Source organism: Bacteroides sp. An19 (assembly GCF_002160215.1).
Taxonomy (GTDB): domain Bacteria; phylum Bacteroidota; class Bacteroidia; order Bacteroidales; family Bacteroidaceae; genus Phocaeicola; species Phocaeicola intestinalis.
Genome location: NZ_NFKD01000008.1, coordinates 1 through 14,301, shown reverse-complemented (window position 1 = coordinate 14,301; position 14,301 = coordinate 1). Strand labels below are relative to the sequence as shown.

The 14,301-nt window shown below is 41.3% G+C and carries 11 protein-coding genes and 1 tRNA gene; 4 read left to right on the top strand and 8 right to left on the bottom strand.

Going from position 1 to position 14,301, the window contains the following annotated elements; all coding sequences use genetic code 11:
- The first annotated feature begins 99 nt into the window (after positions 1–99).
- Entirely contained in the window at positions 100–1,746 is a 1,647-nt protein-coding gene (locus B5F25_RS05195) for a C69 family dipeptidase (RefSeq protein WP_087248098.1), read from the top strand.
- A gap of 226 nt (positions 1,747–1,972) precedes the next feature.
- Here B5F25_RS05195 and B5F25_RS05185 read toward each other — a convergent pair whose 3' ends face one another.
- Genes B5F25_RS05185 through B5F25_RS05165 form a run of 6 tightly spaced genes read right to left on the bottom strand, consistent with a single transcriptional unit; the run spans position 1,973 to position 8,523 of the window.
- Positions 1,973–3,265, bottom strand: coding sequence for a hypothetical protein (locus B5F25_RS05185; protein WP_087248094.1), 1,293 nt, complete (start codon positions 3,263–3,265; stop codon positions 1,973–1,975).
- Between the two features lies 1 nt (position 3,266).
- The gene (locus B5F25_RS21555) at positions 3,267–3,431 is read right to left on the bottom strand and encodes a hypothetical protein (protein ID WP_162614355.1); all 165 of its coding nucleotides are present in this window, start codon (positions 3,429–3,431) and stop codon (positions 3,267–3,269) included.
- Positions 3,432–3,478: 47 nt separating this feature from the next.
- On the bottom strand, positions 3,479–4,528 hold the full coding sequence (locus B5F25_RS05180) for a DUF1848 domain-containing protein (RefSeq protein WP_087248092.1): 1,050 nt from the start codon (positions 4,526–4,528) through the stop codon (positions 3,479–3,481).
- A complete protein-coding gene (locus tag B5F25_RS05175) occupies positions 4,521–6,656 on the bottom strand; it encodes a hypothetical protein (RefSeq protein WP_087248090.1) in 2,136 nt (711 codons plus the stop codon). The genes B5F25_RS05180 and B5F25_RS05175 overlap by 8 nt, the downstream gene beginning before the upstream one ends.
- 2 nt (positions 6,657–6,658) lie before the next feature.
- Entirely contained in the window at positions 6,659–7,693 is a 1,035-nt protein-coding gene (locus B5F25_RS05170) for an AAA family ATPase (protein ID WP_087248088.1), read from the bottom strand.
- A gap of 29 nt (positions 7,694–7,722) precedes the next feature.
- A complete protein-coding gene (locus B5F25_RS05165; protein WP_087248086.1) occupies positions 7,723–8,523 on the bottom strand; it encodes a class I SAM-dependent methyltransferase in 801 nt (266 codons plus the stop codon).
- 598 nt (positions 8,524–9,121) lie between these two features.
- Here B5F25_RS05165 and B5F25_RS22630 point away from each other — a divergent pair.
- On the top strand, positions 9,122–9,250 hold the full coding sequence (locus tag B5F25_RS22630) for a hypothetical protein (protein WP_262483266.1): 129 nt from the start codon (positions 9,122–9,124) through the stop codon (positions 9,248–9,250).
- A 221-nt stretch (positions 9,251–9,471) separates the two neighbouring features.
- Positions 9,472–10,098, top strand: a complete 627-nt coding sequence (locus B5F25_RS05160; protein WP_087248084.1) for a DsbA family protein — start codon at positions 9,472–9,474, stop codon at positions 10,096–10,098.
- Positions 10,099–10,272: 174 nt separating this feature from the next.
- On the opposite strand, the gene pflA is transcribed toward B5F25_RS05160, so the two are convergent.
- The gene (gene pflA / locus B5F25_RS05155) at positions 10,273–11,004 is read right to left on the bottom strand and encodes a pyruvate formate-lyase-activating protein (protein ID WP_087248082.1); all 732 of its coding nucleotides are present in this window, start codon (positions 11,002–11,004) and stop codon (positions 10,273–10,275) included.
- Positions 11,005–11,101: 97 nt separating this feature from the next.
- Complete coding sequence (gene pflB / locus B5F25_RS05150; protein WP_087248080.1) at positions 11,102–13,324, bottom strand: formate C-acetyltransferase; 2,223 nt, start codon at positions 13,322–13,324, stop codon at positions 11,102–11,104.
- A gap of 527 nt (positions 13,325–13,851) precedes the next feature.
- Between pflB and B5F25_RS05145 the strand changes: the two genes are divergently transcribed.
- Positions 13,852–13,938: transfer RNA gene (locus tag B5F25_RS05145), tRNA-Ser, on the top strand.
- Positions 13,939–14,301 lie beyond the last annotated feature (363 nt).

Sequence of the window (14,301 nt, the reverse complement as noted above, 5' to 3'; positions counted from 1 at the left end):
TATAGGTGCATCGGGCGATGCATTTAAATCCGCGTCAATCTGCGGGTATCTGCGTTTCAGAACAATTATAAATTATCAAAATAAAAAACACGAATAACAATGAGAAAAAAACTTGGATGGATTGCCATGCTATTGGCAATGTGTGTGATGAACGGTTGGGCTTGTACCAACCTGATTGTCGGAAAGAAAGCCTCTGCCGACGGGTCTGTAATCGTTTCCTATTCGGCGGATTCGTACGGCATGTTCGGATTCTTGTGCCATTATCCGGCGATGACGCACGAATCGGGAGCCATGCGCCCTATCTACGAATGGGATACCGGTAAGTACCTGGGGCAGATAAAGGAGGCGAAGCAGACCTATAATGTCATTGGAAATATGAACGAATTTCAGGTGACGATAGGGGAGACCACCTTTGGCGGACGCCCTGAACTGGTAGATACTACCGGAATCATGGACTATGGAAGCCTGATTTATGTGGCGCTCCAGCGCTCTCGCACGGCAAAGGAAGCCATTAAGGTGATGACCGATTTGGTTAAGGAATACGGATATTACAGTAGCGGAGAATCGTTTTCTATCGCCGACCCGAATGAGGTATGGATTATGGAGATGATAGGCAAAGGTCCGGGCGTGAAGGGAGCCGTATGGGTAGCGGTACGCGTTCCCGATGATTGCATCGCGGCACATGCCAACCAAAGCCGCATCCATAAGTTCGACCTGAACGACAAGGATAATTGCCTGTATTCGCCCGATGTGATTTCCTTCGCCCGTGAGAAAGGCTATTTCAATGGAATGAACAAGGATTTCAGCTTTGCCGATGCCTATTGTCCGCTGGATTTCAGTGGCTTGCGTGCGTGCGAAGCCCGTGTGTGGAGTTTCTATAATATGTTCAGCAAAACCACCGGCGATGCATACCTTCCTTACATCCAAGGCAAAAGCAAGGAGCCGATGCCGCTTTACGTGAAGCCCGACCGCAAGGTGTCGGTGCGCGACATCCAGCAGGCGATGCGCGACCATTACGAAGGCACTCCCCTCGATATTACGAACGATATGGGTGCCGGAGCCTTTCAGATGCCTTACCGCTTGTCTCCGTTGACATTTAAGGTAGACGGGCAGGAATATTTCAACGAGCGTCCCATCTCGACCCAGCAAAGTGCCTTTACGTTTGTTTCCCAGATGCGTTCCACGATGCCCGATGCTATCGGTGGTGTCCTGTGGTTCGGATTGGACGATGCCAACATGACGGTTTTCACTCCGGTGTATTGCAATACCGATAAGGTGCCGGCTTCGTATGCCGAAGGAGAAGGCGATTGTGTCACGTTCTCATGGAATTCGGCGTTTTGGATTTACAATTGGGTGGCAGATATGATTCGTCCGCGTTATAGCTTGATGGTAGAGGATATGCGTACCGTTCAGAATGCATTGGAAGATATGTATGCCGATGCGCAATCCGGAATCGAAAGCACCGCGATGAAACTTTATGCCGAGAATCCGCAGAAGGCGAAAGAGTTCCTCACCAATTACACAGGCATGAGTGCCCAGGCGGCGGTAGATGCATGGAAGAAGTTAGGCGAGTTCCTCATTGTGCGCTATAACGACGGGGTAGTGAAACGGGTAAAGAATGGCAAGCTGGTACGTCCCGAAACGGGCAATACGGCTCCGCTTGACCGTCCCGGATATCCGCAAGAATTCCTGAACGAACTGGTGAAGTCTACCGGCGAGCGTTATAAGGTGATTGACCTGAAGTAGGCCTTTATACAAATATTAAGTCCGCCTCAAGATAAAAGTAACTTTATTTTGAGGCGGATTCCTTTTTGTAAATGGGCTAGTTAGATTGATATTATGCCTGCCGATTCCCATTGGATGCCGCATGAACAACCCTAACGCATCTCCTATGGGTTGGCCGAAGAAAACGCCTTTCAGTTTGTCTTCATTTTTATTGACATATCCCAATGTTTTCATGGCTTCTTACCCACTAAAACATTATTCCGCAATGAAAACGAACAATCGCTTCTGATTCTTTTATCTGAAAATCAGTAATCGTATGAGAATGTGGATTGTACTTTACCAAGCATTCCACTTGCCTTAGTCCATACCAATAATCGAACCAATAATGGCTGATGTAGGCTTTATCATCATCCAAGAAGACTACGGGAGACATGCTTTCCGACCAATTTGCCTTTGCCTCAGATTTAAAGTGATTTAGCTCATTATAGTTCGCTTCAAACAGTTGTGTCAGATGGTCTATGTCCTCAATCTGATTAATGAAGACCCGATATTTATACAAACCATGCCACCACATCCCTATCTTATGCTTGGTTTGCTTCAACAGATAAGCTTGCCAAATGGCTTCTTCGGTAAAAGGTAATGTAATGTGTTTGAAAGGACTTTCAAACTCTGGGAGAGGTTTTGCTTCCGGATATTTTTTATCCCTGTTATACCACATGGCAAAATCTACATCGCATGGCTTTTCTACAGATTTAAGCCGGGCGTAAAGCCGCAAATGCTGTCCGATATCCCTAAAATAAGGAGAGTCGGGCTGAGGATTGTAATTATCCAATACATACATTTCATCCAAATTCAAGTCGGGCAATTCTGTCAGCAAGGCATTCAGATTGGGGGAATTTTTCAAAGAGATTTTCGAAAGCGAGCCGCAAAATCTGTTGCATGCGTCTATCAAGCGAGGATTGTGTTTCCCCAATCCTTTATACTTGGCAAAGTTGTCATTGTTATCATCTTTGGCAGAACGGTCTGGCTTTTCTTCTTTTGCTCTTTTGAAAAACTTTGCAAACATATTCCAAAAAGATTTCATTCTTTTGAGTGTTGGCATGATTTGCCTATTCTTTTTCTTTTCAGCCTTTATAAATTTCAAAAGGGATGGGCAAGCGGTCTTTACATAATGTTCATTCAATTTCCAACTGGCTACAAGTATGGGCAGTTTGGCGGAAGACAAATCAATATAGGTTTCTTCTGCCACATAATTTGTGCTTATAGGCAACCAATATTCAGAATATACTGGATTACCTGCAATCCAAACTTTCACGTCATGCTTATATTCTTGATATTGCTGTAATAGCTTAGTATAAGGAATCAAGCTTTTAGAAAAACTCGGAAAGCAATAATCCTTGCCTCTTTTAGCATGGACGACCAAAAGGGAATAACTTGAATCATGTAAGCGCAGCCAAACTTCCTGATGTTCATTCAAGAACTTGACACAATCTGCAGCTTGTTGAATCCTTGAGTCTAATGTCTCTTTGTCTATCTCCATTTTATTTCCTTTTCTTCCGCTTGGTACGGGAACTTTGAGGATAAGCTCTGTCCTTTTTCAAACGGATTTTCCATTGTTCATTATCAGCCTTTTCTGTAGCTATTACACTCTCCGCATTCGCTTTCGTTTCTATGATAAAGCGTTGCTGTTCTAATTTGTTATTCATTTCCATTTTGTTTATTTGTTAAAAGTTGATTTTCTGTTACTCCGTTTTTATTCTATCAAACTTTCACTATCATCCGAATGCCTTGCCTTATTTCGCAACACACATTCACGACTTGTGTTGGCATAACAATACACACAAAAATGGCGGCACGTGTCATACATCCCGATGTCTTTGCTCACCATGCATCCGCATATTTTACGCTGCCCCTTGTCTTTCAGATTTTTCCGTTCAATAGGAATAGAAGGTATCTCCCCGAACAAATCCGGTTCGGGCAACTTGCCGGTATGCAGATAGTAAACCAGTTCCTTGTCTTCGCCGAACACACGTTCCATTAACTCCCCGTCTATGCAACGGTTGTGCTCAATGCCATAATCTCCCAAGTCTATCTCTTCGGCGCACGTGGCAAGCGTCAGGTTCCAGCCTTCGGCTTTCCATACATCGCGCAATTTCGCCAGACCTTCCACTATTTCCAACCGTTGCGCCTCGTTCAGTTCTGCGGTTTCCACATTTTCTTTCGTAAAGCAATGCGTTTCCTTTATCAGATTGCTCTGCACTTTCCGATAGGCTTTCACATCCACAAAGCTGAATACCAGCTTGTCCGTGTACCCTTTCAACTGATTGCCTATCTTCCATATCCTGTTCAGCAAGGTACGTGGGGTTATGGCAGGCGTGATAATCAACGGGTCAAACCGCCATATCACTCGCTCATGTCCAATCTGCTCCGACAATTTGCGGAACGTTTCAATCCGTTTTTCTATACTAGGCACATTCGGTTCGAAACCTTCCCGTACATAGTCGTTCAGCGTCACCTGAAAATAGTAATGAATGCCTCGCTCATCCAACTTATGTAAATAGGGTAGGATAGGTTCCGGATTCTTCGTCCAAAACACCACCACTTTGCAATGCTTGAAAGAAACGTATATTGGCTTCCGGTTAAACGGATTATACCAAATACAATACCCTTTAGCCAAACGGTTGAAGAACCATTTGGCATAAAAGGCAGGTATATCCGTAGAGCGACTGGCGGAAATGATTACCGGAGCGGTTGCTTCTATTTGTTTGCCGGAATCGGTAAAAATAAATAGCTTTTCAATCATGATATACAGATAGTAATAATTTCTTTAACTCATCAATTCTACGACTATTCTCTTGTGACCAAGGAATAGAGTCCTTATTTTTTTTCGATAGGCACCATTTACAAAAATGATCAATAAAGTCTTCATTATTTCTTTTGTATTTATGTGGATCCGAATAATAATAACCACCTTTGCGATATTTTTTTTGAAATTCTATAAATAGATTTTCAATTTCTCCTGTATATTCTTTTAATGTGGTACATTTCCGTATTTCGAATTTTGCATTGTCATCGTCAATAATACTTCTTTTTACTGCAGAATTAAACAAATCATTTTGTAATAGTGATGAATATGTTTTTGATTGTCTATTTCCTTGCGATACCTGTTTAAAGTTAGGGTACAATTTTCTTTGTAAATGAGGAAAAATTCCTGATGTCAATTTTTTCATTTTATTTGCTAATATAATAATGAAATCAACAGAATTGGATGCCTCTTGTTTTGCTCTATCTATAATTTGTTGATCTTCATCTGATATTTTTATACGAGGATGTTTATTAATTATTACTTCAACTTCTTTTCCCCAATTCAAAGAGGAATCAACAACTTTATTTATAGGTATAGAAACCATTGATAGATTGTTTAATTCTTTTCTATGCATCAATTTATAAGCATCTTTATAAAGTTTCATAAAATCATCATTATTCATAGATGAAGCAATGATTGAACGAGGTATTTGTATGTATCCTAGTGTTGCTCCCCATAATGCAATAGCATATTGATAAGCTGGCATTGCTGTACTCTCAAGATAATCTATTAAAGCGTTAAAATCTTCTCCTTTCAAGAGAAAAGCAGCAAGAGATTGAAGAACCACATTGTCTATTTCCAAAAGATTAAATGGAGTAAAATCTTTTATGTTTTGACGAAGATGATGAAAATATAATTGCTCAGCACTTCCTTTCCATTCTTTCCCTTCATTTTCAATAATTTGACTAATAATTTGTACAATGTTTGTTACAATTTCAAAACGATGAACTCGAAGACTATCCAAATTGGGAATTATATTGTTCCATACGATGTGTGACAATATTTTGTTAAAAAGTGTATTCTGTGCATCTTCTATTGTCATCATGGCAAGAGAATAATCAGGGTTAACATCCATGCATGAACATAAGTCCAACTTTTCTTTTGCATTTTTATTGTCATGTGCCATCAAAGAGTGAATATGTGATAACATTTTATTGCTATATTCTTCTAACTCCCAAGGTTGGTATTCTGATAGAACTTGACGCAAAGTTATACCTTTCCGATTACAAAAAGAATGTTTGCAGTAGGATTCCATATTGTAATCGCGTAAGAATTTATTTAAATTGTCAACTATTAGCCCATATTTTTCTATCTCTTTATTCCAAAGTTCTTTTGAGCGAATTATATTAGGGTCAAGCGTTGTATATTCTTTATCCAAATTGATAAGCTCTTTTTGCAAATTTGTAGATCCTTGCCCATCATTGTTTTTTATGGAAGCAACGATATCGTAAATTCGCTTTTGGATTGTGAGCATTTTAGCTGTATTAGATGAAATCGATTTTATTTTACCAATAAAATATCCATAAATAAATCCTTTAATTCGATTATATTGATTGTCTTCATGGACTAAATTGGGATTGGAATACAAAGAGCTTTTTATGTTGTTGACTAAATCTTCGAGCTTGAAATAGGATGGGTTAATTGATTGTAATTTAAAATAATCAACTAATTTACACATTTTACTATCAAGACAATTTTGATAAGAGAGAATACGGGCTTTATCTGTGAAAAAAAGGAATGCTGCACTTACGGGGTTTATATGGATAGTTTTCGTATATGCATAAATCTTGCAATTAGAAAATGCTCCTATTTCTTTTATATCTGAAAGTTGTTGGTCATCATCAATTTGTATTATCATTGGATTATTTTCGCGCTGACTATCTTCTATGTAGAAATAAGGAATTTCTGAAAATAGTAATATGCAATCAATGTTTTTTAATATATCCAATTGAACAAAATTTTGATAACCAAATGAACGCATTTTGTAAAAAGAATAAGGGGAAATGCTTTCTGTTGAAAGTATATTTTCAAGATTTAAACTTGAAGTTGCTATATATTTTCTCATAATTATATCATGTTTAAAGTTCCAGAATTATTAAATATAGATGATGATTCCTTTGGAAAGAAAAAATTGAGCTTTCCGCAAAATCCGACATAAAGTCGTTCACTACAACGTGTCATTGCAACATATAAGGCCGCACGCTTGTCTTCAGAGAAAAGATTATCACATCCAGGGATAAATACATCTTTAAACTGTAACCCTTTAGCACACCACCATGTCATAATTTTAGGGTTATTAGAATGAAAATTTAATTCCATTTCTGTATCTTGATTCGCATTATATTTAAATTCACATGTGATGCCTTTTTGAAGAAAATAATCTTTTACATATTCGACAGAAAGATTACCTCCTTTTTCTTTTGTGTTAAATGGCATCAAAATTCCAACGTTTGTTAAAGAACGGTTTTTAATAGTATCTATAATTTTGTCTAATTGCGCATTAAAATTGTCAGCTTCGATTAAATTAGGTTTTTCTCCTTCACGTTTACATTTCAATACTAAATCTTCTACATTACCCACTTTTTCTGCTAAGGCGGCAACGGCTTTAGTCAATCTATAATTAAAGTATAATGGTTCTGGCATACAGTTCATAGCAATAGCTGTTTGTTCTACTGTTTGCGTAATATGATCAGGAAAATTCATGATTGATTGGGCTGAATCTCCGAAAAAGAAACAAATGTCTCCATAACCTTTTAATTCTTCTATTTGCTCGCGGGTAAAGTCTTGACACTCATCTACAATTAAATATTTTACATGAGACTTATTGCGTATCCATTGATGATAATGAAAAACATTAGATAATCCTAATGCTTTCAATCCATCAGAAAAATATTTGCGAAGTGTTTTAGTATACACTACAATTGTATAACTGTTTCCTGTTACTGCAAGTTGTTTAGCTTTATGTAATGCTATTAATGATTTACCACTACCTGCACTACCAGTAACAACCATTGATTTGTTATTTTTACGGTCAATCAATTGGCGTTGAAAATCGTCAAGACTTGAATAGTCAATAAAAAAATCTGATTCTAATTCTGCCATAGTTCTATTTATATTTATTTCTATTGTTACTATTTTTCTATAATTCTCCAAGCAACTTTACTTTTATCACGCTTTCGCTTAGAATGAGATACTGTAAATATCTGATTATAGTCTGCATTTGCTAAAACGATATTACAATCAGCTTCTTTCAAACCCTTATCCATCATTATAGGTAACCACTCTTGAGAAACATTATTATAAGTTGTCACATCCACTAAAAGCATCATTCCGTTTTCTTTTAGTTTGGGCAAGAAACTGCGTGCTATATGTTCGTAAGCATTTTGCTTCTCAAAACGTTCTTTCGTTACAAACTCACAAATCGCTTTGAAAGACATAATAATATCAAAGTCATTTGTCAACAAGGAATCCAATAGACTCAAGTCATATAAATCATCTATCCTTATTGGAGCAACTTGGGCTTTAATCGTAGTTGATATTCTTAAGGCAACCTCTTTCATCACTTGTTCAAATAATCGAAGTGCCTCTTGATTACCGTCTAAAGCTATAATATCAATAGTATTTATATTAGGAAGGAGTTCTGAAACAGCCATTAGCATACCAACAATTTCCCCACCTGTTCCACAGCCAAAATCAAAAACTGAAATTTTTTCTTTGTCGGTCCAATCTTGTAAATGCGAATCAAAATAAGCGTGAAATATGCAATAAGCTTCAGCATAGCTACGAGGAAAATAAGTGCCTAAATAATTCAGCACATCTTTCTTGTCCCAATCAATAACCGTCATATCTGAATTGGAACAACAATAATTAGCTTTCAGTTTTGTAAATATACATTTATCAAGCCATTTAGGAAGGTATACATCAGTAACCATATAGCTGGCTATTTCATTTCCTGCTTGGCTACCACAACAGAGATTAAAACAAAGGTTTATTCATATACACAAAAAACGTGGAGCCAGTCCTGTCACTCGTTCCACGATGTAAAGGCCTTCGCATTGCCCAGTTAGTCGAAACGAGCAACGTTGAAAGCCCCACGCCGATGTCTGTATATAGTTCACCCTTTCCCTTAAATAAGGTACACTACGGGCTATACATATAAAACACCCTTGGGGCGTTCCCGTTGCTTTGTTTTTGACTAACTGTTTTGAAGTTGCGAAGTTCTTACATCGTCAAAACCAAAGCGTCCAGTAACGCCTTTTTATGTATGTGTCCCACCCGACCATTCCACAGAAGGAATTATCGGCATGGGATGCCACAAAAGTAAGCAATCCTTACGAATTAATCAAACGAATCGGGGGAATTTTATGGGGTAAAATATTTCCCATGTTAGTTTTTTATTGTAGCCTGGTTGAAGGAGGTGGGCGATAATTCCTTATAACTTCTTTTTAACTCTTGATTTGTATTTATCGGACAGCGGTATTTCTTTTATTTTTATCTTTGTGGCGGTTTATGTTGAGAGAATAGACAATCATGAAAAAGCGTACAAAGAAAATCCTCAAAGTGACCAGCCTTTCGCTTGTGTCGCTTGTCGTGGTGGTGTTGGGCGTCAATAATGTGCGGATACGGAAGTGCAGCGTATTTATGTCATGCGTGATATAAATACGCTGTATTTTTTCAAATAAACCCTCAAACACTTGACTTTGCTGCTGGGTTATATTATCTTTGCATATAGCTTCTTTTTACGGTTTTGATATCAAGAACGTACGGTTTCCAATTGGAGAACGTATGGTTTCCAATTGAAGAACGTACGGTTTCGATATGGAAACCGTAAAAAGGAGACAACTGAAAACCGATTATTAACCTTTTAAAAACACATTGTCATGAGTGCCCTTTATGATTTCTTGCCTGTGCCGCCAAAAGGAAACGATGAAAGCGGATCGCACCTTTATCCTAAGCTGCGTCCTTACAAGACTGTTTCTTTCGATGAACTTACTGAAAAAATTGCCTCCCATTCCGGATTGACCAAAGGGAATATCCTTGCCGTGATGGAAGAGATAGAATACTGGACCAAGCAGCTCCTTTCGGAGGGGTACCGCGTGCAGATAGGGAACATCGGCACGGTTTCTGCCTCGCTCAAGGCAGATGCGGAGGTGTACGATAAAGGGGATATACACGCCCAATCCATCCGTTTTGATAAGGTGAAGGTGACCGTATCGAAACAGTTCTCGAAGCAATGCAGCGGAAAGGTGCTGCGTGCCCCTTCGGGGAAGAAGTTCCGGCAAAGTTCGTGCACGTATACGGAGGAAGAACGGCTCGCCTTGCTTCAATCGTATCTGGAGAGCCACGACTATATCACCCGTGCGGAATATGGCGCTTTGACGGGGCTGCTGAAATACAAAGCGTGGCAGGACCTGGACAAATGGGTGAAGGCACACCTTATTGATATCAAGGGGCGTGCTCCTCACCGGGTGTATGTGAAGCGTAAGGGGCAGGATGACAGGCTTTAATTTTTCAATATAGCAAGACGCGGTTTCTAGTTATATCATGCGCGGTACAAGTTCGTGTATTTTCTTACCATAGAGGACACTGAGTACTCGGAGGAAAAATTTAAAAGACTTTGTGTGCTGTGTCCTCTGTGGTAAAACAGTTACTTTACACCGGTTTGCTACATAGAGCTTCCTTCAGTTAACATAGACTTTAATAAAGTATGTTTCGAACAGCATCTGGGCTTCCTTCAGTTCTTCGGGTGTATTTTGAGGAACCTTTTTTAATTGGTAATCCAGACCCATTGCTTCGTACTTATGAACGCCTAGTGTGTGGTAAGGCAGGATTTCTACTCGTTCTATCATCCGGTAAGGATGGAAATGGGCTCCTAAAGCCTTGATGTCTTCACGAAATGAACTGTAGCTTGGAACTAGCACGTAACGCAACCAGAAGGGCTTTTCGTTAGCTTCCAGCCAGGCAGCCGTTTCCAGCGTTTGGGCATTGCTATGACCGGTCAGCCGGCGATGGCGTATATCATTAAATTCCTTTACATCGAGCAGTACCAGGTCGGTCAGTGTCAGCAGTTCCTTCACATCTTCGTTCCAGATGCTTCCATTTGTGTCCAGACAGATATGAATGCCCTCTTTCTTCAGCATCCGGAACAGAGGTATCAAGTCTTTTGCCTGGATCGTAGGTTCTCCTCCGCTGAAGGTGATGCCGCCTTTCTTGCCGAAAAAAGGTTTTTGATTTGTTGCCATCCGCAAAATGTCTTGGGGATCCGTGGCCTTGCTTTCACCTTGCGGATTGATGGTGTCGGGATTGGCACAATACAAGCACCGGAAGTTGCACCCTTGCAAAAAGACTACCAGACGGATGCCAGGTCCGTCGTAAGTGCCCAACGATTCGTATGAATGTACTTTTATTGCCATTATTATTTTTTACTTTGGACACGGAGACGCACTGGTGTTGAGCTTCTTTGTGGATGATCAGGTCGCCTTGTGTCCCGTGTCCAATTGTTAAACTATTTTACATCCGTTCGTGGAAACTGCGTGAGATAACCTCCAACTGGTGCTCGCGGCTTAGCTTGATGAAGTTGACCGCATAGCCCGATACGCGGATGGTGAGTTGCGGGTATTTTTCAGGATGCTCCATCGCGTCTTCCAGCATTTCACGATTCAGCACATTCACGTTCAGGTGGTGTGCCCCTTTTACGAAATATCCGTCCATTAATGTCACCAGGTTTTCAATGCGGCTTTCGCGGTCTACACCCAGTGATTTCGGAACGATGGAAAACGTGTTGCTGATACCATCCTGTGAGTCGCGGTAACGTAATTTTGCCACCGAGCTGAGTGATGCTACGGCTCCGTTCTTGTCACGCCCGTGCATCGGGTTCGCTCCAGGGGCGAATGCTACTCCTTTGGCACGTCCGTCAGGGGTGGCGCCCGTTTTCTTGCCGTACATCACATTTGAGGTGATGGTCAGGATGGAGAGTGTCGGCTTGGCGTGTTTGTAGACGGGCAACTTTTTCAGTTCTTCGTCGAAGTAATAAATCAAGTCTACCGCCAAATGGTCCACGCGGTCATCATCGTTCCCGAAGCAGGGGAACTCGCCTTCGATGTCGAAACCTTCGGTCAGTCCGATATCGTTACGGCGTGCTTTTACCTTGGCATATTTGATAGCAGAAAGCGAGTCTACTGCGATTGACATACCGGCCACTCCGTATGCCAGGTTAATTTCCGGGTCGGTGTCAACGAAGGCCATCTGCGCTTTCTCGTAATAATATTTGTCGTGCATGTAATGGATGATGTTCATCGCGTCGTTGTATACGCGCGCCATCTCTTTCAGTACTTTCTTGTAGTTGGCAAGCACTTCCTCGAAATTCAGCTCATCGTTACTTAATACCGGAATATCTTTCACCATCACTGTGCCCGTGTTTTCGCAACGTCCGCCGTTGATGGCAAGCAAGAGTGCCTTGGCCAGGTTGCAGCGTGCACCGAAGAATTGGATATGACGGCCGATGTCTTGATACGACACGCAGCAGGCAATACCGTAATCGTCCGAACCGCGCACCTCGCGCATCAGGTCGTCGTTTTCGTACTGGATGGAAGATGTATCGATGGATACTTGTGCGCAGAAATCCTTGAAGCCTTCGGGTAGCTGCGGGCTCCAGAGCACGGTCAGGTTCGGTTCGGGCGAAGGCCCTAGGTTGTACAGTGTCTGTAAGAAGCGGAAGGAGGTCTTTGTCACTTTCACCCGTCCGTCATTGAAGCGTCCGCCGATGGACTCGGTTACCCATGTGGGGTCGCCTGCGAAAATATCAGTGTACGCCTGCATACGTAAGTGGCGCACCATACGGAGTTTGATGACAAATTGGTCAATCAGTTCCTGTGCGTGTGCTTCATCCAATGTTCCGTGAGCAAGGTCATACTCGATGTAGATGTCGAGAAATGATGACACGTTGCCTAGCGACATTGCTGCTCCGTCTTGCTCTTTCACGGCAGCCAGGTAGGCCATATATACCCATTGTACCGCTTCCTGTGCCGTTTCGGCCGGACGGCTCAGATCGAGTCCGTATTGTTCTCCCAGTATCTTTATTTCTTTCAAAGCCTTGATTTGCTCCATCACTTCCTCACGCAAGCGGATGCGCTCATCAGTCATCGGGCTGGTCAGGTGACGCAGGTCGTCCTGCTTCGCTTCTATCAGTCGGTCCAGTCCGTACAAAGCAAGGCGGCGGTAGTCACCAATGATTCGTCCGCGTGCGTAGTTGTCGGGAAGTCCGGTGAGGAATCCCAGCGAGCGGAATGATCGGATTTCTTCAGTATAAGCATCGAATACACCATCGTTGTGCGTCTTGCGGTAATGCGTGAATATATCCTTTACCTTCGGGTCTACTTCTGTTCCGTTTTCGCGGCAAGCTTTCTCTACGACCTTGATGCCTCCGAAGGGCTTGATGGCACGGCGCAGCACCTCGTCGGTCTGCAGACCGACGATTACTTCATTGTTTTTATCGATGTATCCTGGAGCAAACGACGTGATAGTAGAGACGGTAGACGGATCGAGCGAGCGCACGCCGTTGTTGGCACGTTCTTCGGCAAGTGCTTCCAGGCATTTATTCCATACGGATTTGGTACGTTCGGTGGGACCGGTCAGGAAAGATGCGTTGCCCACATAAGGAGTAATGTTAGTCTTTACGAAATCGGTAACGTCGACGTGATGATTCCAACGTCCCGGTTTGAAATTCATTGTCATAAGGCAAGAAATAATTAAAATGTGATATACTTGTTTTTCCTAAAAACGGATGCAAAGGTACGGAAAATCCCGATACGGCGCAATACCTGAAAATGGGGATAAGTACATGGAGGGTTGCAGTCCTTTCATTTACACACAGATGACCCGCTATCTTTCTCATCACACAAACGGAAATGCCTCAAAAATTCACCCCAAATCATCGCACGATAAGTTCGAAACAGTTTCATAATTCTCTTCCTAATTTATCAGGAAGAAAGATTTGGGGATATTTGATGCCTAATCCCGACAGGTCTATTGATGATACATTGCAATATGAACGTTAATTGATTTTGGGGAAGCAGCAGTTTTCTCTTTATTTTTTGTATCATTGATTGATCTTTCTATCTTGATTCTATCTTTTTCTTACCGAGAGGACTATGCGAAAAGTGCAAAAAAAGTGCGTGAAAAGTTTGCACAAGTCAAAAACTCCATCTATCTTTGCACCGCATTTGAGAGAAAATGTGTTTTCAAAAATGACACAAACAAACGGAAGTTTGGGTGAGTGGCTGAAACCAGCAGTTTGCTAAACTGCCGTACGGGTTACCGTACCGGGGGTTCGAATCCCCCAGCTTCCGCTGTAACTACTGGACAGAAATGGACAGTGATAGGATAGGGATCTGCAAATTATTGATTTGTAGGTCTTTTTTTTATGGTCAGAAGTCCTATAGGAAAATGACACTTAGGGACCTTTAATATTTTGTATAGATAAACAGCCCACAAATGCCTTATCACAAGAATGAAACTCATGAGAAACTTTTGGATCTGCTTCCACACAAATGGAAGTTGAAACATCCGGAAAGTATATTGACAAAACAACATGGGTATCTGACAACTAATGCCATATGCAACATATAGGTTCAACAAAATAATAGCGACTGAAACTATTAGGTTCATAGTGACAGTCGCTATTGTTGTATATAAAGGTTTAAAACTTGTAG